The organism is Pandoraea norimbergensis, from assembly GCF_001465545.3.
Classification (GTDB): Bacteria; Pseudomonadota; Gammaproteobacteria; order Burkholderiales; family Burkholderiaceae; genus Pandoraea; species Pandoraea norimbergensis.
In genome coordinates this window covers 4,037,199-4,059,191 of the sequence record NZ_CP013480.3, presented here as the reverse complement: position 1 = coordinate 4,059,191, position 21,993 = coordinate 4,037,199, and the positions used below count along the sequence as shown (strand labels likewise).

The 21,993-nt window shown below is 64.3% G+C and carries 17 protein-coding genes; 10 read left to right on the top strand and 7 right to left on the bottom strand.

All coding sequences use genetic code 11. The features are described from left to right. The first annotated feature begins 192 nt into the window (after positions 1–192). The 3 genes from AT302_RS17805 to AT302_RS17795 are packed head-to-tail and all read left to right on the top strand — an operon-like array spanning position 193 to position 3,333. Positions 193–879, top strand: a complete 687-nt coding sequence (locus AT302_RS17805; RefSeq protein ID WP_058379577.1) for a GntR family transcriptional regulator — start codon at positions 193–195, stop codon at positions 877–879. Positions 880–931: 52 nt separating this feature from the next. Beyond that, positions 932–2,242, top strand: coding sequence for a dicarboxylate/amino acid:cation symporter (locus AT302_RS17800; RefSeq protein ID WP_212677108.1), 1,311 nt, complete (start codon positions 932–934; stop codon positions 2,240–2,242). Beyond that, positions 2,239–3,333, top strand: coding sequence for a GntG family PLP-dependent aldolase (locus AT302_RS17795; protein ID WP_058379576.1), 1,095 nt, complete (start codon positions 2,239–2,241; stop codon positions 3,331–3,333). Before AT302_RS17800 ends, AT302_RS17795 begins: the two co-directional genes overlap by 4 nt. A 26-nt stretch (positions 3,334–3,359) precedes the next feature. Here the strand turns inward: AT302_RS17795 and AT302_RS17790 are convergent, their stop codons facing one another. Beyond that, positions 3,360–4,151, bottom strand: a complete 792-nt coding sequence (locus AT302_RS17790) for an AraC family transcriptional regulator (RefSeq protein WP_058379575.1) — start codon at positions 4,149–4,151, stop codon at positions 3,360–3,362. A gap of 260 nt (positions 4,152–4,411) precedes the next feature. Between AT302_RS17790 and AT302_RS17785 the strand changes: the two genes are divergently transcribed. The 5 genes from AT302_RS17785 to AT302_RS17765 are packed head-to-tail and all read left to right on the top strand — an operon-like array spanning position 4,412 to position 12,157. Next, the gene (locus AT302_RS17785; protein WP_237171954.1) at positions 4,412–6,649 is read left to right on the top strand and encodes a TonB-dependent siderophore receptor; all 2,238 of its coding nucleotides are present in this window, start codon (positions 4,412–4,414) and stop codon (positions 6,647–6,649) included. Further along, positions 6,643–7,572: an ABC transporter substrate-binding protein gene (locus tag AT302_RS17780; RefSeq protein WP_058379574.1), complete on the top strand. Its 930-nt coding sequence runs from the start codon at positions 6,643–6,645 to the stop codon at positions 7,570–7,572. Before AT302_RS17785 ends, AT302_RS17780 begins: the two co-directional genes overlap by 7 nt. Further along, positions 7,569–9,659 carry a Fe(3+)-hydroxamate ABC transporter permease FhuB gene (gene fhuB, locus AT302_RS17775; RefSeq protein ID WP_058379573.1) on the top strand — a complete coding sequence of 697 codons (2,091 nt, stop codon included), beginning with the start codon at positions 7,569–7,571 and terminating at the stop codon, positions 9,657–9,659. Before AT302_RS17780 ends, fhuB begins: the two co-directional genes overlap by 4 nt. A 42-nt stretch (positions 9,660–9,701) precedes the next feature. After that, complete coding sequence (locus AT302_RS17770; RefSeq protein WP_084656307.1) at positions 9,702–11,378, top strand: cyclic peptide export ABC transporter; 1,677 nt, start codon at positions 9,702–9,704, stop codon at positions 11,376–11,378. Next, positions 11,375–12,157 carry an ATP-binding cassette domain-containing protein gene (locus AT302_RS17765; RefSeq protein WP_058379572.1) on the top strand — a complete coding sequence of 261 codons (783 nt, stop codon included), beginning with the start codon at positions 11,375–11,377 and terminating at the stop codon, positions 12,155–12,157. Before AT302_RS17770 ends, AT302_RS17765 begins: the two co-directional genes overlap by 4 nt. 24 nt (positions 12,158–12,181) lie before the next feature. Here AT302_RS17765 and AT302_RS17760 read toward each other — a convergent pair whose 3' ends face one another. Next, on the bottom strand, positions 12,182–12,967 hold the full coding sequence (locus AT302_RS17760) for an AraC family transcriptional regulator (protein WP_058379571.1): 786 nt from the start codon (positions 12,965–12,967) through the stop codon (positions 12,182–12,184). 404 nt (positions 12,968–13,371) lie between these two features. Here AT302_RS17760 and AT302_RS17755 point away from each other — a divergent pair, with 404 nt between their 5' ends. Together AT302_RS17755 and ribA are read left to right on the top strand one after the other, a co-directional pair. After that, positions 13,372–15,456, top strand: coding sequence for a TonB-dependent siderophore receptor (locus tag AT302_RS17755; protein ID WP_058379570.1), 2,085 nt, complete (start codon positions 13,372–13,374; stop codon positions 15,454–15,456). A 179-nt stretch (positions 15,457–15,635) separates the two neighbouring features. Beyond that, the gene (gene ribA, locus AT302_RS17750) at positions 15,636–16,298 is read left to right on the top strand and encodes a GTP cyclohydrolase II (protein ID WP_058379569.1); all 663 of its coding nucleotides are present in this window, start codon (positions 15,636–15,638) and stop codon (positions 16,296–16,298) included. 1 nt (position 16,299) lies between these two features. Here ribA and AT302_RS17745 read toward each other — a convergent pair whose 3' ends face one another. Genes AT302_RS17745 through AT302_RS17725 form a run of 5 tightly spaced genes read right to left on the bottom strand, consistent with a single transcriptional unit; the run spans position 16,300 to position 21,840 of the window. Next, positions 16,300–16,572 (bottom strand): DUF3325 family protein, encoded by a 273-nt coding sequence (locus AT302_RS17745; protein WP_237171953.1) that lies wholly within the window; start codon positions 16,570–16,572, stop codon positions 16,300–16,302. Beyond that, on the bottom strand, positions 16,572–18,275 hold the full coding sequence (locus tag AT302_RS17740) for a PepSY-associated TM helix domain-containing protein (protein ID WP_058379567.1): 1,704 nt from the start codon (positions 18,273–18,275) through the stop codon (positions 16,572–16,574). Before AT302_RS17740 ends, AT302_RS17745 begins: the two co-directional genes overlap by 1 nt. Then, the gene (locus AT302_RS17735) at positions 18,272–18,583 is read right to left on the bottom strand and encodes a DUF3649 domain-containing protein (RefSeq protein WP_058379566.1); all 312 of its coding nucleotides are present in this window, start codon (positions 18,581–18,583) and stop codon (positions 18,272–18,274) included. The genes AT302_RS17740 and AT302_RS17735 overlap by 4 nt, the downstream gene beginning before the upstream one ends. Before the next feature lie 12 nt (positions 18,584–18,595). Next, positions 18,596–19,342, bottom strand: a complete 747-nt coding sequence (locus AT302_RS17730) for a DUF4198 domain-containing protein (protein WP_058379565.1) — start codon at positions 19,340–19,342, stop codon at positions 18,596–18,598. A 44-nt stretch (positions 19,343–19,386) separates the two neighbouring features. After that, entirely contained in the window at positions 19,387–21,840 is a 2,454-nt protein-coding gene (locus AT302_RS17725) for a TonB-dependent receptor (RefSeq protein ID WP_084656306.1), read from the bottom strand. Positions 21,841–21,993: the final 153 nt, after the last annotated feature.

Below are 21,993 nucleotides of genomic sequence, written 5' to 3'. Positions count from 1 at the left end.
AATTTAATTATTTGCTGAATTACGGGTAAATGATGCTGCGACGCAACACGTCACCGAGCGCGACGCACGGGGGCAGTCTTGTGGCGTTGTTGCCGATGAGGCTGCCGAGATGGTCATCGTTTACCCGCAAAAGCCGCCACTTCACAGATTTTCGCGTTGACCGGCAAATTGTTTTTTGCTGGTATACCAGTTATGAACCAGACCCAACGCACCCCGGCCCTGAGCGATTCGGCCTATAACGCCATTCGCGCCCTGATTGTTTCCGGCGAAATTCGCGCCGGTGAGGCCCTCTCCGAGCGCGCGCTGTCCGAGCGCTTCGGCATCAGCCGTACGCCCGTGCGCGAGGCCATCCGGGCGCTCGCCAACGACGGCTTGCTGGAGATCGTGCCGATGCGCGGCACCTTCGTGCGCCAGTTGTCGGTGCGCGATCTGAGCGAGATTCACGAAGTCCGTCTGGCGCTCGAAGGCATGGCCGCGTGGCTCGCCGCGCAAAAGGGCGTGACCCCGGCGCTGGAAGAGGTGGCCAAGCGCCTGCGCGCCCTCGATGCGCAGGACGAAGCCGTGCCGCTCGACGTGGACATCACGCAGCGCGTGGGCTGGCAATTCCACGAAGCGATGTTTGCCGCCGCCGACAACGTGCGGCTGGTCGAGACCTATCACGCGTTGCGCACCCAGAACGGTCTGGCGCTGCAACGCATTCCGCATTACGACGCCGAGCGCACGCGCGCCGCAGTTCGCGAACACCTCGCGATCTTTGACGCCATCGCCGCCGGGCGTCCCGAGGAGGCCCAGCGCAGTGTCTGGGACCACCTTACGCACGCCATGCAGACCCGTTTGCAGGCGCTCGTCCCCGCCGGGTCGCCCGGTGCTTCGCGCTGATCGAATCGATCACACTCGCCAAGCCGTCACGTTTTTTTCGGAGATTGCCGTCATGTCGTCCCGTTCTGCCAGCAAGAAACGCCTCATTCCATTGCCCGTCCAGATGCTCATTGGTCTGGCCCTCGGTGTCGGCTGCGGCATGGTCGCGCCCGGGCTGGCCACGAAGTTGATGCCCGTGGGCACAGCGTTCGTGCAAGCCGTGAAGATGATCGTGGTGCCGCTCGTGTTTACGGCCATCACGCTCGGCATTTACCAGATGGGGCACAACGCCCGTGCGCTGGGACGTGTCTCGGCCATCAGCATGGTCTACTTTTTCATCGCGACGCTCGTCTCGATCGTGATCGGCCTGGGGCTCAATGCGATCTTCCATCCGGGGCTCGGCGCCAACCTTGCCGCCGCGCACGCTTCGGCCAAGCCGATTGCGGCGTCGGTCGACTGGACGAAGTTCTTCCTCGAGATGATTCCGTCGAACATCTTCGCCGCCATGAGCGGCAGCAACCTGCTGCCGGTGCTGGTGTTCGCGGTACTGCTCGGCATGGCACTGTCCGCCATCGGCGAGCGTGCCAAGCCGCTGGTCGGCGTGCTCGACGCCTTGATGGGCGCTGTGTTCAAACTCACCGACTGGATCATCTCGCTCTCGCCGATCGCCATTTTCGCGATCATTGCGTGGCTTTTCGCAACGCAAGGTGTCGGGACGATTCTCGCGCTGGTCAAGCTCGTGGGCACCATGTATCTGGGCCTCGGCGTGTTGCTGGTGCTGTTCTGGATCTTGCTCAAGGCGATCGGTGAAAAGCCGCTGGCGACCACGCGTGCGATCAGCGAGCCGGTGATTCTCGCGTTCGCCACACGCTCCAGCGAGGCCACCTTGCCGCTGCACATGGAGAAGTTGATCGCCATGGGCGTGCCCAAGGCCATCGCCTCGGTCGTGCTGCCGCTGGGCTACGCGTTCAACCGCGATGGCTCGATCATGTACTTCGCACTGGCCGTGGGTTTTCTGGCCGACGCGTATCACGTGCCGCTCGACATGCCCACGCTGCTTTCCATCGTGCTGGTGACGACGCTGGCGAGCAAGGGCAGCGCCAACGTGCCGTCGGGCGGGCTGGTTGCCATTGCGATGGTGCTCACCACGATCGGCGTGCCTATTGAGGCGCTCGCGATCATTGCCGGTGTCGATGCGTTCCTCGACATGGGCCGTACTGCGATCAACGTTTTCAGCAACACCGTGGCCATCAAGCTCGTGATGAAGCTCGCCGGTATTCCGTATGAATCGCCTGAGGCCGTGCAAGCGGCGCTCGCCGAGTCGAATGCGGGTCAGGCGGGCCAAGTCGGCAGCCATGCGCACGGTCAGGAGTTTCCTGCATGACCCAACGTAATACCGAACACGTCGTCGATTTGCGCAGCGATACCGTTACCCGGCCGACCGCGCTGATGTGGGAGGCGATGCAAACCGCCTCGCTCGGCGACGACACGCTGGAGGGCGACCCGACGGTGCGCGCCCTCGAACATCTGGCGGCGGTGGCCACGGGCAAGGAGGAGGCGATGTTCGTCGTCTCCGGCACGATGGGCAATCTGATCGCCTCGCTGTGTCACGCCACGCGCGGTGGCGAAGCCGTGATCGATGCGCAAGCTCACATGGCCAAGTCGGAGGCGGGCGGCATGTCGCGCCTGGCGCATCTCTATCCGGTGACGATACCGTCGGTGCGCGGCGAGATGGATCTCGATGCATTGGCCGGGGCACTGCGCCCCGGCTTTTCCCGTTATGGGCAACCCACGGCGATGGTCGGCGTGGAGTCGACGCATAACCACTCGGGCGGCTACGTGCCGTCGCTGGCCTATCTGGCCGACGTGCATTCGCTGGCGTCGCGTGCGGGCGTGCCGGTGCATCTGGATGGTGCGCGCGTGTTCAACGCGGCGGCGGCGCTTGGCGTGGATGCCGCAACGATCGCCACGCACTGCGAGAGCCTGACGTTCTGTTTGTCGAAGGGATTGTCGGCGCCGATGGGCGCGATGCTGGTGGGCTCGCACGCGCTGATCGAACAGGCACGCACGTTCCGGCGCATGGTCGGTGGCGGGTTGCGGCAGGCGGGCATCATGGCCGCAGCGGGCAAGGTGGCGATGGAGACGATGGTGGCGCGTCTGGCCGATGACAATCACCGCGCGCATCGACTCTGGACCGGACTGGCGGCAATCGATCCGCTGCTCGTCGATACGGTGCCGTCGCACAGCAATATCGTGCGGCTGCGCGTGGGGGAGCAGCGTGAGAGCGACCCGCGTGCGTGGGAGGCGGCGCTCGCCGAGTACGGCATTCTGGCGCGTGCCAGCGGTCAGTCGATGCTGCGGCTCGTGACCCACCGCCATATCGGCGACGACGACATCGACGAAACCATTGCCGCGATTGCTTCGATTCGCGACACGTTCGCCGCGGGTGCGTCACCGGTGCTGGGTGTGCACTGAGGTTGAAACGTTGAGGCGTCGACGCTTTAGCGTTCCGCCACCGCCAGATACTGCTGCGGTGCGCGCCCGAACAGACGCTTGAACATGACGATGAACGCGCTCGGGCTCTGATAGCCGAGCGCGAGTGCCACGTCGCCGACCGACGCACCGAGGGCCAGCCGCGTGATCGCTTCCGATGCGCGCATATGCTGGCACCAACGCCCGAAGGTCATGCCGGTCTCGTCCTTGAATCGGCGTGCGAGCGTCTTGCCGCTCGCCCCCATCTCTTCCCCCCAGCGCTCCAGCGAATAGTCCGTCGCGGGCGCCATCATCATGTGCTCGCAGATCGCAAGCAGCTTGGCCGAGCTGGGCAAGGGCAGACCATGTTCGCCCGGTGCAGCGGCTTCGCGCAGCAGGCGAAGCAGCAGGGGGACGGAGAGCGCCGTACGGCTGTCCGGCGCGTAATGCATGCCGTCGGCCAGCATGTCGACGGCCAACTCGCGCAGCAGCGGCCCCACGGTCAGCACGAGCGCGTTGGGCCATAACCACGACACCGAACCGGGCTCGATGCTGATCGTGCAGAACTGCATACGCCCGACAGCGTGCAGTTCGTGCGGCGTATTGGGTGGCAGCCACAGCGCACGCGAGGCGGGCAGGGTCCACGTGTGCGCTGGCGTGAGCACGCGCACCACGCCGCGCAACGCCATCACCACGTGACCATGTTGATGCTGATGCCAGGGCTGTCGCTCGCCGTCCTCGCATTCCATCCCGGCGAACGTGACGTCACGCGACAAATGTCGGCGCGTCTGCGGATAGCGGCGTAGCAGCAATTCCTTCATGACATCTTCCCAACCGGACCGATCGACGACTCTGGGCTCACAACGGACGCCCTGATGAGGCCCCCGCCGCGCAAAAGCTTAGAGAAATGGACAGAAAATGTCCGTTTCTCAACATTTTTTGTGATTCACAGCAAAAAGTTCCCCGGTATTCTACCAATAGCCATGGCGGTTTAGGGACGGATACGAGTGATAATAGTAATGCGTCTCATTTATTTGCATTCATTCAGACGGAATGACTCTGACGCGGGAAGATCGGTAAAGTGACTCAGAACAATACGGGGAAGCGGGCACAGGCCCGACGCCTGACCACCATGGCACTGGTGATTGGCAGCACGGTATTCGGACAGCAAGGCTGGGCAGCGGATACGGACTCGGCAGCAGGGGGCGCATCTGCTGCCAATGGCGCCGGTAATGCGGCGAGTGGCGCAGTGAATGGCGCGGCAAGCGGTGCAGCAAGCAGCGCGGCCAATGCCACCGCGTCGCTGCCCGCGACGCAGGTGACCGACACCTCGCTCGCGGAGAATCCGAGCGGCCCGGGACGCGGTTATGTCGCCAAACGCATGAAGACGGGCACCAAGACCGATGCCGATACGCTCACGCTGCCGCAGGCCACGTCGACCGTGACACGGCAGCAAATGGACGATCAGGGCGCGATCACCATCGATCAGGCGTTGCGTTACACCACCGGTGTGAACACGCAGGACGGCACCGACGTGCGCTTCGATCAGTTGCGCGCACGCGGTTTCGATCTCGACGCGTACCTCGACGGACTGGCGATTTTCCAGTCACCGCGTTTCGCGACGGCGCGCGTCGACCCGTATCTGCTCGATCGTATCGATGTGATGTTCGGCCCGTCGTCGGTGCTGTACGGTCAGGGCAACCCGGGCGGGCTGGTCAACTACAGCAGCAAGCTGCCGACCGAGCAGGCGCAGCACGAAGTGACGCTGCAAATCGGCAATCACAACACCTATCAGGCGGGCTTCGACCTGAGCGGGCCGCTCAATCAGGACGGTACGGTGCTGTATCGCGTGGTCGGTCTGGCGCGCGATGCGAAGACGCAGGTGAGCGCGATCAAGGACGAACGTCTGGCCATCGCGCCGTCGATCACCTTCAAGCCCGATCGCGACACGACGCTCACGCTGTTGGCCGGTTATCAGCGCGACCCGGCGGGAGGGCTGTTCAACCCGGTGCCTGCGAGCGGCACGGTGTTCGTCAATCCGAACGGCCGGCTTGGCCCGGATCAGTACTTCGGCGACCCGACGCGTGACGGCATGCAACGCACGCAATACTGGTTCGGCTATCAGTTTGCGAAGCAGTTGAACGATACGTGGCGCATTTCGCAGAACGCGCGCTATCTGCATATCGATCAGAACTATTACCAGACGTCGGTCACGAGTGGTTTCAACCCGGACCAGCGAACGGTCTACATGTGGGGCAACACCGATCACGAGCACGTGAGCCAGTGGCAGATCGACACGAATGCGCAAGCCAAATTCGCGACCGGCCCGGTGGAACACACGATGCTGTTCGGCTTCGACTATCGCCGCGTGCTCGAAGGCGATATGTACGGTGGCGGGATCGCGGGGCAGTTGAATCTGTTCAACCCGAACTACGCGTCGCTCAACGGCATTGCGGCGAATACGCGCCTCGACTATTCGCTCGCGCAGGCCGGTCTCTACGCACAGGACGAGCTTCGCTATCAGCGTTGGGTGCTGACGCTGGGCATGCGCGAAGACTGGGCCACGACGCGCTCGGTCAACAACGGCGCAAAGAGCGAGGCCGATAACCATGCGTTCACGTGGCGGGCAGGGTTGTCATACGCGTTCGACAATGGCGTGGCACCGTATATCAGCTATGCGAAGTCATTCGCGCCCGTGCTGGGCCTGACGTTCTCGGGCGCCCCGCTGCAACCCACGCAGGGCAAGCAATACGAGATCGGGGTGCGCTATCAGCCGAAGAACTATGACGCGTCGTTCCGGCTGTCGGCCTTCGATCTGCGTCAGGAAAACGTGAGTGTGGTCGACCCGGCGCACCCGACGTTCCCGACGCAGACCGGCGAGGTCCGCTCGCGCGGTCTGGAAGCGGAAGCGCGTGCCAATGTGACGCGCGACCTGATGCTGATCGCGTCGTACACGTATCTGAATCAGATCGTCATGCAAAGCACGACGGCACAGGGTAAGCGCCCGCAGATCGCGCCGCGCAACAACCTGGCGTTGTGGGCCGACTACACGCTGCACGAAGGCATGCTGCGCAATCTCGGTTTCGGCGCCGGTGTGCGCTACATGAGTTCGTCCGCGGGGGATGCCGCCAATTCGTTCGAAGTGCCGAGCCGCACGCTGGTCGATGCCGCCGTGCACTACGACTGGCAGCAGTGGCGCTTCGCCGTGAACGTCAACAACCTGTTTAACCGTGAATACGTTTCGTATTGCACGTCAGCGTCGCTCTGTTACTGGGGCGCCACGCGAACTGTCTTAGGGACTGCCCGTTATCAATGGTGATGCAACGACAATCGTTTGCCGCCCGCCGCCGCCTTCTGGCGGCGTTTGGCGTTGGTGCGCTGGTGCCGCCGGTCGCTTCGTTCCTTATGCCGACGCTTGCACAGGCGGCAACGGAGGCCGGTAAAACGCCGCGCGTCGTCGTGATGGACTGGGGACTGGGCGCGCAGATACTGGCACTCGGCGTGGTGCCGGTGGGCATGTCGCGCCCGCCTTGGTATCGCGCGTTGGCGGGCACGCCGGAGATGCCGCCGTCGGTGGTCGATACCGGTCTGTTGTTCCAGCCGAATTTTGAAGTGGTGCAGGCGTTGCGGCCCGACCTGATCGTCGTCACGCCACTGCATGCACCGTTATTCGACTCGCTCTCGCGGATTGCCCGTGTGTTCGTCGCCCCGGCGGCGCATCGTCACGAGGACGGCTATCTGCTCGCCCGCCGCCGTGTGCAGGCACTGGGCGAAGCGCTCGCCCGGCCCGCCGCTGCGACCCGGCTCATCGAGCAAACGGATGCGCGTCTGACGACCTTACGCACGCGCATCGCGCAACACGGCGCGGCGAATCGGCCGGTCTATCTCATCACGCCGATCGATACGCGCCTGACGGCCGTGTTCGGGAGCGAGAGTGTCTTCGGCGGCACGCTGAACGCGCTCGGTCTGACCAATGCATGGCGTCGTCCGAGCGATACGGAAGGCATGGCGCAGGTCGATTACACACAGATTGGCGGTGACGCATCGGCGCGCGCCATGCTGATCGGATCGTCGCCGCAGGTGGTGAAGATGCTGGGGCAAAGCCCGCTCTGGCAAGCGTTGCCGTTTGTGCATGGCGGGCGCATGAGTACGTTGCCGATGATGCTGCCGACCGGCGGCACGCCCACGGCGCTGCGTCTGGCCGATGCTCTGACGGCAGCCCTGACCGGAGGTGCGGCATGAGCGCATCGAATTCGCAAGGGCCGCTGATGGCAGGTCTCTCGCGTGGCACTCGTGTCACGGGTGCGGAAAGCCATTTAGTCAGGCTGGCGTTGATCGTCGGACTGCCCACGTTGTTGCTGATCGTTTGGACGTTCACGTCGCTGCGGCCTGCCGGTGTTGATATGTCGGCGTTCGCGGCCGCAGTATGGCAAGCCCTCAGTCATGGCGTGCCCGCGACGGATGCGACGGGGCAGACATCCGCTAGCGCGATGTCGGCGCTGCTCGTGAGTTACGCATGGTTGCCGCGTCTGGTGATGGCGGCGTTGGCGGGCGCAGGGCTCGCGCTCGCGGGGGTGATGTTCCAGCAGGTGTTGCGCAATCCGCTCGCCGAACCGCTCACCCTCGGTGTCGCCTCCGGGGCTTATCTGGTGCTCGCCGCGGCGGCGATCTGGCTGCCGGCGCTCGCGCTGGCATGGCGCGCGAGTCTTGCGTTCGGCGGGGCGGCGTTGGCCATTGGCATTGTGATGGCGCTAACGTGGCGCAGCCGCTTCGCAGCGGTGCCGGTCATTCTCGCGGGCATGATCGTCAACCTGTACTTCGGCGGTCTGACGATCATGCTGTCGATGACGCATGAGCGCGCCCTCGTCGGGGTGTTCGCGTGGGGGGCTGGCTCGCTCGTGCAGAACGGCTGGCACGACACGCTCTGGTTGCTGCCCCGTGTGGTTGTCGGTGCGGTGGCCGCCGCGCTGTTGCTTCGTCCGCTCACGCTTTTCGTGCTGGACGATCGTAGCGTTGGGCAACTCGGTGCACGCGTGGCGTGGATTCGTTCTGCCGGGCTGGCGGTCGCCGTGGTGCTCTCGGCCTGCATCGTGAGCGCGGTTGGCATCATCGGTTTCATTGGGCTCGCTGGCCCGCAACTCGTGCGTCTGGCGGGTGCACGGCGCCTGCGGGATCAATTGCTCTGGGCGCCGATGATCGGTGCGCTGTTGCTCGTCTTCACCGATCAGGTCGTGCAATGCCTGCCATTGCTCGATGGCGCGGTGATTCCGACGGGCGCGGCGGCGGCGCTCTTTGGCGGGCCGCTGTTGTTGTGGCTGCTTCGGCGCACGCGTGCCGGCGAGATTACCTCCCCGGACGCTGCGCCACCGGTGCGTGCCCGTCATCGTTGGCGCTGGCTCGCGCTGGCGCTTGCCGGCGGTCTGGCGCTCGTGTGGATTGCGCTGCACACCGGCCGCACGCTGGACGGCTGGCAATGGCTGAACGGCACACAGTGGGCAGACGCGCTGCCGTGGCGCTTGCCCCGACTTGTCGCGTCGGCGGCGGCAGGCATGACGCTGGCGCTGGCCGGCACGCTGTTGCAGCGCGTGAGCGGCAACCCGATGGCCAGCCCCGAATTGCTGGGTGTGAGCGGCGGGGCGATGCTAGGCGTCTTGATTCTGACGTGGACCGTGAGCGGTCCGGCGGCGACGACCTTGTTCAGCGCGGCATTCGCCGGGGCCGCGATCAGTCTGGCGGTCATGCTCTGGCTGGGGCGCAGTGGTGGCTTCTCGCCCACGCGCATGCTGCTGGCGGGCGTGGCGATCTCGGGCATGGCGCAGTCACTCGTGGCGCTTGCCACCGCCAGCGGCAATGCGAATTCATTCCTGCTGCGCTCGTTGATGCTGGGGCTCACCTACATCGTCGGACCGGGTATCGCGGCAGGCGCGGCGCTGGCCGCCATCGCGGGTCTGGTGCTGACGTGTCTGGCATCGCGCTGGCTCGATCTGTTGCCGATGGGCGATGCGACGGCACGAGCGGTCGGCCTGAACGTGCGCCGGGCGCGCCTGTGGATCTGGTGTTTGGCGGCGGTACTCAGTGCTGTGGCAACGCTTGTCATCGGGCCATTGTCGTTTGTCGGCCTGCTGGCCCCGCATCTGGCGCGTATGGCCGGTTTCGGCAAGGCGCGTTCGCAGGCAGTGGCAGCGGGCGTGTCGGGCGCGCTGCTGATGATCGTGGCCGACTGGCTCGGCCGCAATCTGATGTTCCCGCAGCAGTTGCCTGCGGGGGTGCTCGCCATGCTGATCGGCGCACCGTATTTGTTGTGGCACCTGCGCCGTCAGGTGGCCTGAAGTCCCCATAAAACCATAAGAAAAGAGAGAGGTCCCCCTCCTATGTCCTTGTTTTGGCAATTGGTGCGTTCATCCCGATGGCCGCTGTCCATCGCGTTCATCGGCAGTCTTGTGAGCGGCTTCGGCAACGCCGGTCTCGTGGCCCTCATCAATCAGGCGCTCACGGCGTCGCATGAGCAGTTGGGCACCCTTGGGCTGCAATTTCTCGGCCTCGGCGTGCTCGTGCTGGTGACGCGTGCGCTGTCGCAAACGCTCTTCATGTCGCTCGGCCAGCGGGCCAAGGCGACGCTGCGCATGCAGGTGCTGCGCCGCATCGGCGCGGCGCCGTACGCCAGTCTGGAGCGGCATGGCATTGCCCGTGCGTTGGCTGTGCTGACACAGGATCTCGACGCGGTCGTGGTGTTGTTCGTGAGCCTGCCGGTGCTGGCGATGCAGGGCGCGGTGATTGTCGGCTGCCTCGCGTATCTCGGCTATCTGTCGTGGCAGATACTGGTGTTCGCCGTGGTCACGATCCTCATTGGTGCGGCGGGTTTTCGCATGGCGAACACACGGGCGCTGCTGCATCTGCGTGGCTCGCGCAAGCGGGAAGAATCGCTGGTGAAGGACTTTCGCGCGCTCTTCGACGGTGCCAAGGAACTGAAGCTGCATCGCGGGCGCCGCGAGGCGTTCATCGAAGAGCGGCTGGCTGAGAATGTCGAAGCGGTGCGCGTGCAGCGCACTCGCGGGTACGTGCTGTATGCAGCGGCCGCCAGTTGGGGCAGCTTCATCCTCTTTGCGTTCATCGGCCTGACGCTGTTCGTGGTGTTGCGCCATATCGACCTGCCGCCAGCCGTGGTGTCGGGCTACGCGCTGGTGTTCTTGTACATGATTATGCCGATCGAAGGCGTGCTTTCGTCGTTGCCCGCACTGGGCACGGCGCGGGTGGCGTTCGAGCGGATCGCACAAGTCGAAAGCGAACTGCCGCGTGAATTGCTCCCGGCGGTACCGGTGCCCGATGCGCCCGCGTTCGACGAGATTGCGCTCGAAGGTGTGACGCATCGCTACTATCGCGAGCAAGAGAACGAGATGTTCACGCTGGGCCCGATCAGCCTGACGTTCCGGCCGGGCGAACTCGTGTATCTGGTCGGCGGCAACGGTAGCGGCAAGACCACGCTCGCCAAGCTGATCGTGGGGCTGTATGCCCCTGAGCAAGGCCGAATTACCGTCGATGGTGTACCGGTGGACGAAGCCGGGCGGGACCGCTATCGCCAACGGTTCTCGGTGGTGTTCAGCGACTTCTTCCTGTTCGAACATCTGCTTGGCTTGCCTGCCGATGGGTTGGATGCGCAGGCGAGCGCACTGCTCAAGGCGCTGCAACTCGATCACAAGGTGACGATTGAAGACGGCCGCTTCTCGACGCTCGACCTTTCACAAGGGCAGCGCAAACGGCTCGCGCTGCTGGTCGCGTATCTGGAAGACCGTCCGTTCTACGTTTTCGACGAGTGGGCTGCCGATCAAGACCCGCTCTTCAAGGACGTGTTCTATCGGCAGATGCTGCCTGCGCTCAAGGCGCGCGGCAAGACGGTGCTCGTCATCACGCACGACGATCGTTACTTCGATCTCGCCGATCGCCTGATTCAACTCGACTACGGGCAGCTTCGTGCGCCGCAGCCGCCCCAGTCGCTTCATCCGACCGATTTCACCGATGCCACCGGCACGGCACCCCCTGAACGCTCATGACTGATACTCCGATGTTCGACCTACGCGAGGTCGCTTTCGCCGTTGAAGGCCGCACGCTGCTCGCTCCGCTCACATTGCAACTGGCGGGCGGGCAGGTGCATGGTTTGATCGGCCACAACGGTTCAGGCAAGTCCAGTCTGATCAAGTTGCTCGCTCGCCAACTCTCGCCGGTCAGCGGCGAGATTCAATTCGAAGGCAAAGCGCTGTCGTCATGGGGCGCGCGCGAGTTTGCGCGCCGGGTGGCGTATCTGCCGCAACAACCGCCGGCGGCTGCCGGGATGACGGTGGCCGAACTGGTCGCGCTGGGGCGCTATCCGTGGCACGGTGCACTCGGTCGTTTCGATGCGAAGGACCATGACGCCGTGCAGAACGCGATGGCGCAGACTGACGTGTCGGTGTTTGCCGACCGGCTGGTCGAGTCGCTCTCGGGCGGCGAACGCCAGCGTGTGTGGCTCGCTATGCTCGTGGCGCAGCAAGCGCAATGCCTGTTGCTCGATGAGCCGACGTCGGCGCTCGACGTGGCGCATCAACTCGATGTGCTCAAACTTGTGCGCGAACTGGCCGACACGCATGGCCTGGGTGTGGTGATCGTGCTGCACGACGTGAACATGGCCGCGCGGTTTTGCGACTCGCTGCTGGCGCTCAAGCAAGGCAAGCCGATTGCGCGCGGCACGCCGGCGGAACTGATGTCGCCAGTCACGCTGCAAACCATCTACGGTGTGCCGATGGGCGTGCTGCCCAATCCCGACGGCGGCATGCCGGTGAGCTACGCGCGCTGAAGGCTGACGTCTCCCGCAGGGACATCACGCGTCAGCCAGATAGCGCTGCGGGGTGCGCCCCGTGATCTGCTTGAACATCACGATGAATGCACTCGCACTGGCGTAGCCGAACGCATCCGCTGTGGCGGCCACCGACGCGCCTTGCGCCAGTTGCGAAATAGCTTCCGCCACGCGCAGGTGTTGACGCCACGTGACGAACGTCATGTCTGTCTCCGCCTGAAAGTGACGGGCCAGCGTGCGCCCGCTTACCCCGAACTGCTCTCCCCAGAAGTCGAGCGTCAGCTTGCTGCCGGGGTCGTTCATCAGGTGCTCACAAATCGCTTGCAGCCGCGCGTCGCGTGGCACTGGCACGCCACGCTCGGGCGTCGCCACGGTCTCGCGCAGCACCCCCATGAGTGGCGGCACCGACAGCGCGGCGCGGCTCGTGGGGCCGTAGCTGTCGCCTTCGCGGCCGACGGTCGCCGCCAATTCGCGAATGAGCGGTGTGGCCGCAATTACGTTGGGCCGGGTCCAGTCCCACGGAAAATGCTTGGGCTCGAAGTAGACGTTGCACATCTGCGTGTCGCCGACCGCGTGCAGTTCGTGCTCGACGTCTGAGGGCAGCCACAACGCGCGCGTCGGCGGCAGTGTCCAGATGGCGAGCGGGGTGAGCGCGCGCACCACGCCGCGCACGGGAAACACCAGTTGACCGTGCCGGTGACGGTGCCAGATCAGTCGCTCGCCATGGCGATACGTCGTCACCTGCGCATAGACATCGCGAGGCAGTGGACGCACCGAATCGGGGAATCGCTTGCGCAAAAAATCGTTCATGCCGGTTGCTGTTTTCGGGTGTCGTCAATCGGACGCTGAATGTCAAAAATTCGATATTTATTGTCGTCCTTGCTTTTTCTTAACCCGATATTCTCCATAGCCATCAATGTGTTGCGCCGGACCACACGCAAATTTAGTAATGAGTCTCATTTGCGATATTTCCCGCCAGTGTAGCGGGATTTAGCCCATCGGGGGCTGGCGCGGCCGTCCACTACAAAACACCCGTCATACCCGTCAGACCCTAGGGTCACGAATCATCGATCGCCGGCAGAGGCCGGCAACAAGGGGAAGTGTTGTCAACGATGCAAACGAATCAGAACCAGAAACCTCACCGCGCGGCTCGGGGCCGTATCACTGACGGTGCGAGGGCAGGGCAGTCGCACCGCGCGTTTCGCTATACGCCCATGGCACTCGCCATGCTGATGTTCACGGCAGCCGCGCAGGCGCAGACCGCGACGGCACCCGCAGGCGCCGACGCCGCGCTGCCCGCCGCGACCGTCAACGCCCAGCGCGATGCGCAGACCGAAGGGACCGATTCGTACGGCACGTCGACGACCACCATCGGCAAGACGCAGCAGGCACTCAAGGACATTCCGAATTCAGTGTCGGTCGTCACCCGCGCGCGCATGGACGATCAGGCCATGACCTCGGTGTCGGACGCCCTGCAATACACCACCGGCATCACGGCAGTGAACTATGGCGACGGCACGTACTACTTCAATGCGCGGGGATATAACGTCGGCGTGGAATTCGACGGGGTGTCGATTCTGAGCGGCATTCAGTACCAGCCGCAGTTCGATCTGTCGATGTACGACCGTGTGGAAGTCTTCCGCGGCCCGGCCGGGTTGCTCGATGGCACGGGCGAGCCGGGCGGCACCGTCAATCTGGTGCGCAAGCGCCCGGGCGACACGTTTGCCGTGCGCAGCGAGACGTCCCTCGGTTCGTGGGCGCACTACCGTCAGATGATCGACGTGACCGGTCCGCTCAACGACAGCGGCACGATTCGCGGCCGCGCGGTGCTCACTGGCGACACCGGCAATAAGTCGATCACGCGGGCGAGCGAGCGCAAGTTTCTGGCGTATGGGGCGCTCGAATTCGATCTCACGCCACGCACGCTGCTTTCGCTCTCGGGCTCGTATCAGGTCAACCCGCTCGACGCGTTCGACTACGGCCAGTCGCTGCTGACCAACCGTCAGTTCTTGAAGGCGCCGGTTAATTCCAACTTCTCGCCGGACTGGAACTACAGCTGGACGGCGATGCAGGAGGGCAACGCAAAGCTTGAGCACCGCTTCGACGGCGGTGTCGTCTCCACGACGACGGTCAACTACCGGCATCTGTTGAGCAACAGCAAGTACGCCTATCTTGGGCCGGGCATCAACCCGGTGACGTTGACGGCCAACTACGCCGGGCAGTCGCAGCGCATGGAGAACAACCTGTTCGGCGTCGACTCGCATCTCTCGGGGCCGGTCGAGGCGTTCGGGCGAAAGCATGAGTGGCTGGCCGGTGTGAACTATCAGATGACGCAGCAGCGCAGCCTCTCGGGCTACGAGAGTCTGGGCAACTTCAGCGTATTTGCGCCGCCTAGCGTCGAGCCGACAATTCCGTTCGACTACGGCAATAACCTGCGGATGCAGCAGTTCGGCGTGTACGGTCAGGCGCGCCTACGCGTGCTTGACCCGCTCACCGTCGTGCTGGGTGGACGCGAGGCGTGGTATCAGCAGCAGAGCCAGAGCCTGATCCCGACAGAGACGCCATGGACCACCACGTCGCGCGCGAATCACAAGTTCATTCCGTATGGCGGCGTCGTGCTGGCGATTACGCCGCAGATCAACGCGTACTTCAACTATTCGAAGATCTTCGCGCCGCAAACGGCGACCACGTTCGACGGTCAGGGGTTGGCGCCGCGTGAGGGGCAGCAGTACGAAATCGGGATGAAGGGCGCGTTTCTCGATGGCCGTCTGAATGCGACCGTGGCGGCGTTCCGCATGACCGACGTCAACCGCGCCGTGGCCGACCCGCTGCATCCGACGGGGTCGGTGGCGGCAGGCTCGGCGCGCAGTCAGGGCTGGGAAGCCGAAGTGAACGGTCAGATCACGCGCAACTGGAACGTCTATGCCGGTTACACGCTGCTGAACTCGCGCTTCGAGAACGACCCGCAACAGGCCGGTCAGTCGCTAGACGGCGAGGAGCCGCAGCACCTGTTCAAGCTGTACACGACGTATCGCTTCTCGGACGGCATGTTGAACGGGCTGCGTCTGGGCGGTGGCATGCGGGTGCAAAGCGCGACGTATCGCACGGTGGGCGCCGTGCAGGGCGGCTATGCGGTGTGGGATGCAATGGTGGCCTATCGCTTTAACCGTCGCCTTGAAGCCCAGTTCAACGTGAACAATCTGTTCGATCGCGAGTATTACGCGCGGGTGCCGTCGACGTTCTACGGCGAGTACGGCCAGCGCCGCAACTTCATGCTCACCTTGCGGGCCGACTATTGAGCGGAAGCTGACCCGGCGACGCTGCCTTCCCCCGTGGCATGGGCTGCACGGGGGAGGCCGCAGTGCTTCGGGGCTGCGAAGCCGCCGTCGGCCGAAATTTTCAAATGGCGGTACACTCCTGCGACACGCCTGTTTTTCCTGTCGGCGCTTCTCAGATTTCTGCCCGTTTGAACGACACCATGAAGTCCCCTGGTTCTGCCTCCCCCGCACCGGCCCACGACGCCGGTGAATGCGTCACGCTCGTCGCCACGGCGACCCTGCCTACCCGCTACGGTACTTTCGCTTCGCATGCGTTTCGCGTCAAAGACAGCGATAACGAACACCTCGCGCTGGTGATGGGCGATGTCGCGGGCGATATCACGGACGATACGCCGGCACCGCTGGTGCGCCTGCACTCCGAATGCCTGACGGGCGACGTTTTCGGCTCGTACCGTTGCGATTGCGGCGAACAGCTCGACGCGGCCATGCGCAAGATCGCGGCCGAAGGGCGGGGCGTCATGCTGTATCTGCGCGGCCATGAAGGCCGTGGTATCGGCCTGAGCAACAAGATTCGCGCCTATTTGCTGCAAGAGCAGGGGCGCGATACGGTTGAGGCTAACCTCGATCTCGGCTTGCCCGACGATGCCCGCGAGTACGACTCGGCCGCCGCTATTCTGCGCATTCTGGGCGTGAGTTCGGTGCGATTGATGAGCAACAATCCGAAGAAGTTCGACACGCTCGTCAAACACGGCATTCCCGTGTGCGAACGCGTGGCGCTTGACGTGCCGGTGCGCGAAGAGAACGAACGCTACATCCGCACCAAGCAGGTCAAGTTCGGGCACTACTTCGAAGAGAACGAATAAGCTACCGGCGGCGCTCGCCCACAATGAGGGCGAGATACACCAGACCGGCCGCTGCGCTGGTCTGGCCGCTGTAGTTCACCAATCCCATCCCCCAGCCCTGACGCGTCACGATCACGGCCAGCGCCACGATCAACGCGCCCCATCCCGCAATCCGTAGCCGCCGAGTCCGCGAGCGCGAGAGCGTGCCGTTGAAGAACGTCTGCTGCTGGCGCTCTGTCGCCAGCGCCAAGGCGGCAAAGCCCGCCAGACAAATGAGGAAGGTGGTGAGATGCATCACGCACGCTCCTCATTCAACGTGGCGTTGACCGGCACATCCGATGGGGACGCCGCCGGCGTCGGCGATGCGACGGGTGCGGCAGGCTTGCGTCGTACGGGCTTCGTCTTCGGCCGATGGCGTGCGGTGCGCACGGCAAGCCACGCATGCAACGCGGCAAAAACCCACAACATCAGATCGACACCGGCAAACGCCCAGTCCCCTGCGGCGAGGCTGTGCCACAAGCCGCGCGACGTCGTGAGGGCATTCGCAATCGGCAGCAAAGCGAGCACAGCGGCGGCAATCCACAGCAACTCGACCCACGCCCGTTTTGCCGGACGCACAAGCGCGTACAGCAGCGTCGCAGCCCAGACCCAATAGAACAGATCGACTTCGGTGGCACTTCGCCCGGAGGCGCTCACTGGCAGCAACCGGTTGCCCCACAGATAGGCCGTCATCGCAATCGACAGGCCCGCGATGGCGGCAATGTTAAGGCGCTCGACCGCGTGAAAACCGAAGTGCGGGCGTGTGGGGTCGGGCAGCCGTGTCCGGCGCTTGACCGTCCACATCACGAGGCCGGTGCCGACCATTGCCGTGCCGCCGAGACTCACGAGGAAGTACAACCAGCGCAGGTGCAGATCGCTGAACCGGCCCAGATGCAGCGCGTACATGACGCCGCGCGTTTCGGCCGCCGCGCCGACCGAATCGTGTGTCTCGATCAGCTTTCCTGTCGTGCCGTTGAACAGCAGGTATTGCGGGCTCATCGACACGCGCGATGTTTCGCCGCGGGTGACGGCCACGCGCGCGGCCGCATCGCCCGGCTGCGTCACGGTGACGCGGCCAACGTCATCCTTCCCCCAGCGTGCCTGTGCCTCGCGCACCATCGCGTCGATGGGCGCCAGCGGGGTTTTCTCGCCGGTGGCCTTCGCAGGCGGTGGGAACGCACTGAGTTGCCCGTTCATCTGCGCACGGTCCATGGGGGTCTTGATCGCGACTTGCGCGCCCCATGGCATGTACATCGCCATGAGCGTGACGAGCCCGGTGTACGTAATCATCAGATGGAAGGGCAGGCCGAAGACCGACAGCGCGTTATGCGCGTCGAGCCATGAGCGTTGCCCTTTGCCCCATCGGAACGTGAAGAAATCGATAAAAATCTTCTTGTGCGTGATCACGCCGCTGACGATCGCCACCAGCATGAACATCGCGCAAAAACCTGCCAGCCAACGTCCCCACAGCACCGGCAACGGGTGGAACTGGAAGTGGAAACGGTAGAAGAATTCACCGCCCAGCGTATCGCGCGCCTTGAGTATTTGTCCCGTCGCGGGATCGAACGTCGCCTCATCGAAGGCGCGGCGCGTAGCGGTAGCGCCCGTCGCGCCGGGGACCTTGGGGGCGGGCGCGTTGCGCCAGAACACATTGGCAACCGGGTTGCGCTCCGTCGGCAGATACACGCTCCACTGCGGGCTGTCGGCCGCAAGCGTCGAGAGCCGGTCGGCGACACTCTGTGCGACGGCGGCAACGTCGGGCGCCTGTTGCTGGTGCGGCACTTCCGGGCGCATCCACTGCGAAATTTCGTCTTTGAAGTAACTCACGGTGCCCGTGAGAAACATCGCATACAGCAGCCAGCCGACCAGCAGGCCCGCCCATGTATGCAGGTCGGACATGGTCTGACGGATACCTCGGCCGGTATTCACCGCATCCACGGTTTTCTTCGCGGCCGTCATGCGGCACCCCCGGTAACGCCTGCCGACACCGCCCACGCGGCCAGCGCGAGCGGTGCAGCCACGACAATGAGACCTGCCCAGGCTCGCCACGCACTGCGCACAGCAAACACCCACACCACCGCCCCGGCATAGATCGCGAAACTGGCGAGCATGCCGGTAATCACGGCCTGCGACTTGTCCATCGGCAAGGCGAGGACGGCCACGCTGGCGAGCGCCGCGATGGCATAGCCGCCAAGCATGGCGGCCACGATGCGGGAGATGAGTGCGCCGACGCGAAAGAGACCGGCACTGCTGCGAACCTGAGCCATGATGCGAACCGCTTACTTATTCGGCGTTGCTGCCGGGCCTGCCGGAATCGGCTCGACGCCGTCGGCTTGCACGAACGTGGTGGTGGTCACGTAGCTCACGCCTTGATAGCGTTCGGCACCCTTGACGCCTGCGCGCTCACCCGGCGTCTTGTCGGTGTGGCTGACTTCGGCCACGTACACACCCTTCCACGGCATATCGAATTTCACGTGGCCCTGTGCGTCGGTGTGGGCTTCCTTAGCCCAGCCCGATTGCGTGACCAGCGACACCTTCGTCTTCGCGAGCGGCTTGCCTTGGAAGAACAGCTGGAACTCGCCGTGCTTGCCTGCGGGCACCAGATCGAGCGGCAGTTGCGGCTTCTGCGCCGAGAAGTCCGTCACGAGGCGTGCCGCCGGGCGGTACCAGTTGGTGACTTCCTGAGCGTCGCGCTTGAACGTGAACAACGGGTACTTGGCGTCTTCGGCCACCAGCGTTTCACCGGCCGTGGCCTTGAACGGCAGCGTGAAGCCGTCAGCCGACTTGGTCGCATCGGCGGTCTTCGCGCCCGATGCCGACGTGAGCGTCGCGCTCGGCGCCACGAACTTGTCGAGCAGGCCCGGCGACGCTTCACGCAGGTTCTCGCCAAATTCGCCAAAGCGGATCACGGCATTCTGACCGGCGGGCTGTTCGATCCAGATCTGATGCGCTTGGGCGGCACCGGAGAATGCGGTGAAGGCACCGGCGGCGAGCAGGGCGATGGCGTGCGGAACAGTCTTTTTCATTACGGTTTCCTTAAAAGCGAGGCGATGCATGACAGCCATCGTCCTCAGAAGTCGATCTGTGCGGACAGCAGCACCGTGCGCGGTGCGGCCACGGTGGCGTAGGTGCCGCTCATGAGCCAGTAATTCGAATTGAACAGGTTCTCGACGTTGGCGCGGAACACCACCGACTTGCCCGCCACGCGGGTGCGGTAGCGGGCGCCGATGTCGTAGCGCGTCCATGCCGGCAGCTCAAGTGTGTTGGCCGCGTTGAAGTACATGCGTGACGTGTTGATGATGCGGCCCGAGAGCGAGAGGCCCTGTACCCACGGCGTATCCCAGTCCACGCCGAAGTTGAACGCGCGCTTGGGCACGCCGTTGGCGTCGTTGCCGTCGTTCACGCCACCCGCCGTCTTCGTGAGCTTGGCGTCGTAGAAGGTGGCGCTTGCCATCAGGCGCAGGCCCTTCATCACTTCGCCGTAAGCCGACAGTTCGATGCCACGGTTGCGTTGCTCGCCGTCGAAGCTGTACACGCGCGTGGCCGGGTCGGTGACCGAGTTCGGGCGCTGTACTTGGAACACCGACAACATCGTCGTGACGGTGCCCCAGTCGGCCTTCACTCCCGCTTCGTACTGCTTCGACTTGAACGGCGGGAAGACCTGCCCGGCATTGACCGTGCCGACCGGCGCGACGCCGCCGCGCGACAGCCCGGAGGTGAAGTTTGCGTAGACGGAGACGTTTTGCAGCGGCTTGAGCACGATGCCCGCCAGCGGCGAGACGGCGCTCTGATCGTAGCTCGACGACAGGGCACCGCTCGTGGTGTTGAAGTTGTCGAGCGCGACACGTTGCTGACGCAGGCCGCCGGTGAGCAGCACACGATCGTTCAGGAACGACAGCGTATCGGTGATGGCGAAACTCGTGAGCGCCGACTCGGACGCCTTCTTCGGGTCGGTGCGTGCCGCGCCGACGGGCGGCAGCGGAACCGGGTTGTAGATGTTCGAGGCGACCGAGGTCGTGCCCGGCACGTACGCGTTACCCGAGTCCTGCTCAAGACGGCTGGCCTGTACGGTCACGGTGTGGCCGATCCCGAACGTCTTGAAATTGGCGCGTGCCCCAACATCTGCCGTGCGCGAGCGCGTGTACGAGTCGTAGTACGAATTCGTGACGTTCATGTTGCCCAACGAGTCGGCACCGCCGATCGGGAACGTCTGGTAGGCCGTGGCGTAGTGGTAGCCCACCGCGCCCCACACCGTCACGTTACGCAGGACGTCGTATTCGAGTCGCGTCGTGACGGCGGAGTCGTGCAGATGCAGCTCACTGCCCGGATAGAAGTTGCGATAACCGGACGGCGCATCGGGAATCTTGGTGACCGACGACTGGAAGCCAACCTGCGGGCGGAAGTTGTCGGTACCTTCGTGCTGCGTATAAACATCGAGCGACCAGCGCAGGCGTTGCCCCGTGTAGTCGAGGCCGACTGAGCCGACGCCGACGTTCTGCTTGCCGTCGTCGAGCGTGGTCTTGCCGTTACGGTAGACACCGTTGACGCGAATGCCCCATTCCTGCTGTTCACCGAAACGGCGGCCTACGTCGGCTTCTACGCCAAGCTGCGCCTTGCTCTGGAAGGTGGTCGTCAGACGCGTGAGCGGTTCCGTGCCCGCGCGCTTGGTGACGACGTTGATCGCGCCGCCGATGCTGCCGCTCGGGCCGATGCCGTTCATCAGCGTGCCCGGGCCCTTGAGCACTTCCACGCGCTCGACGATGGCCGCCGGTACACGGCTTGCCGACGCCATGCCGTAGAGGCCGTTCAGGCCCACGTCGCTGCTCGATACGGTGTAGCCGCGAATCTGGAAGTCTTCGCCGAAGCCGCCGCTGGAGGTCAGCATGCGCACCGACGATTCGTTGATGACCACGTCGGCGAGGGTGCGGGCCTGTTGGTCGCGCACCATCTGCTCGGTGTAGTTCATCGTGCTGAACGGCACGTCCATGGCATCGGCTGAGCCGAGAATGCCGAGACTGCCGCCGCGCGCGATCTGGCCGCCGGCGTAGGCGGGTTGCAGGCCGTTGTCGTAGCTTGCCGTGACGTGGGTCGTGGGCAGCATGGCGGCAGTGTCGGCCACGCCGGCATGTGCCGCCGGCTGGATCAGGAAGCTGCCGTTCGATTGCGGGACGACTTCCACTCCCGTGCCTGCCACGAGTGCTTCGAGGCCGTTACGCGGCGTATACGTGCCTTTCAGGCCACTGCTGTGGCGACCGGCGGTGACCTCGGGCTTGAACGAGAGCATGATGCCGGCGTCGCGGCCGAAACGGCTCAGCGTATCTTCCAGCGTGCCCGCAGGAATGTCGTAAGCGCGAGCGGCCTGTGTCGATGACGATTGCGCGTGTGCCGAGAACGGCAGGACGAGCGCGGGCGATGCGACGGCCGTGCCCAGTACGATGCGCCCCAGCGCACATGCCAGCCGCGTGCGGCGAAGTACCCAATGTGGTTGGCTCGGCTGGTGTTGCCGTCCCCGAACGTGACCCATGATCTGACCTTTCGTGTGGAAGAAGAGTGTTGGTGCTCGTCCTCCATGACCCGCGAAATGTCGAAACGGATCACTTTTTTTCAAAATATTTTGCGAATGACGGTCGGCAGGCGTGCGCTGCTGGCAACGGTCGCAAGTCATCGGGCTAGTCAC

Bases quoted from the DNA above. Each gene is read 5' to 3' on its own strand.
- AT302_RS17780 (WP_058379574.1), top strand. From the start codon at position 6,643: ATGGTGATGCAACGACAATCGTTTGCCGCCCGCCGCCGCCTTCTGGCG.
- AT302_RS17730 (WP_058379565.1), bottom strand. From the start codon at position 19,342: ATGAAAAAGACTGTTCCGCACGCCATCGCCCTGCTCGCCGCCGGTGCC.
- AT302_RS17790 (WP_058379575.1), bottom strand. From the start codon at position 4,151: ATGAAGGAATTGCTGCTACGCCGCTATCCGCAGACGCGCCGACATTTG.
- AT302_RS17725 (WP_084656306.1), bottom strand. From the start codon at position 21,840: ATGGGTCACGTTCGGGGACGGCAACACCAGCCGAGCCAACCACATTGG.
- AT302_RS17745 (WP_237171953.1), bottom strand. From the start codon at position 16,572: ATGCATCTCACCACCTTCCTCATTTGTCTGGCGGGCTTTGCCGCCTTG.
- AT302_RS17800 (WP_212677108.1), top strand. From the start codon at position 932: ATGTCGTCCCGTTCTGCCAGCAAGAAACGCCTCATTCCATTGCCCGTC.
- AT302_RS17805 (WP_058379577.1), top strand. From the start codon at position 193: ATGAACCAGACCCAACGCACCCCGGCCCTGAGCGATTCGGCCTATAAC.
- fhuB (WP_058379573.1), top strand. From the start codon at position 7,569: ATGAGCGCATCGAATTCGCAAGGGCCGCTGATGGCAGGTCTCTCGCGT.
- AT302_RS17765 (WP_058379572.1), top strand. From the start codon at position 11,375: ATGACTGATACTCCGATGTTCGACCTACGCGAGGTCGCTTTCGCCGTT.
- AT302_RS17795 (WP_058379576.1), top strand. From the start codon at position 2,239: ATGACCCAACGTAATACCGAACACGTCGTCGATTTGCGCAGCGATACC.
- ribA (WP_058379569.1), top strand. From the start codon at position 15,636: ATGAAGTCCCCTGGTTCTGCCTCCCCCGCACCGGCCCACGACGCCGGT.
- AT302_RS17735 (WP_058379566.1), bottom strand. From the start codon at position 18,583: ATGGCTCAGGTTCGCAGCAGTGCCGGTCTCTTTCGCGTCGGCGCACTC.
- AT302_RS17740 (WP_058379567.1), bottom strand. From the start codon at position 18,275: ATGACGGCCGCGAAGAAAACCGTGGATGCGGTGAATACCGGCCGAGGT.
- AT302_RS17770 (WP_084656307.1), top strand. From the start codon at position 9,702: ATGTCCTTGTTTTGGCAATTGGTGCGTTCATCCCGATGGCCGCTGTCC.
- AT302_RS17760 (WP_058379571.1), bottom strand. From the start codon at position 12,967: ATGAACGATTTTTTGCGCAAGCGATTCCCCGATTCGGTGCGTCCACTG.
- AT302_RS17755 (WP_058379570.1), top strand. From the start codon at position 13,372: ATGGCACTCGCCATGCTGATGTTCACGGCAGCCGCGCAGGCGCAGACC.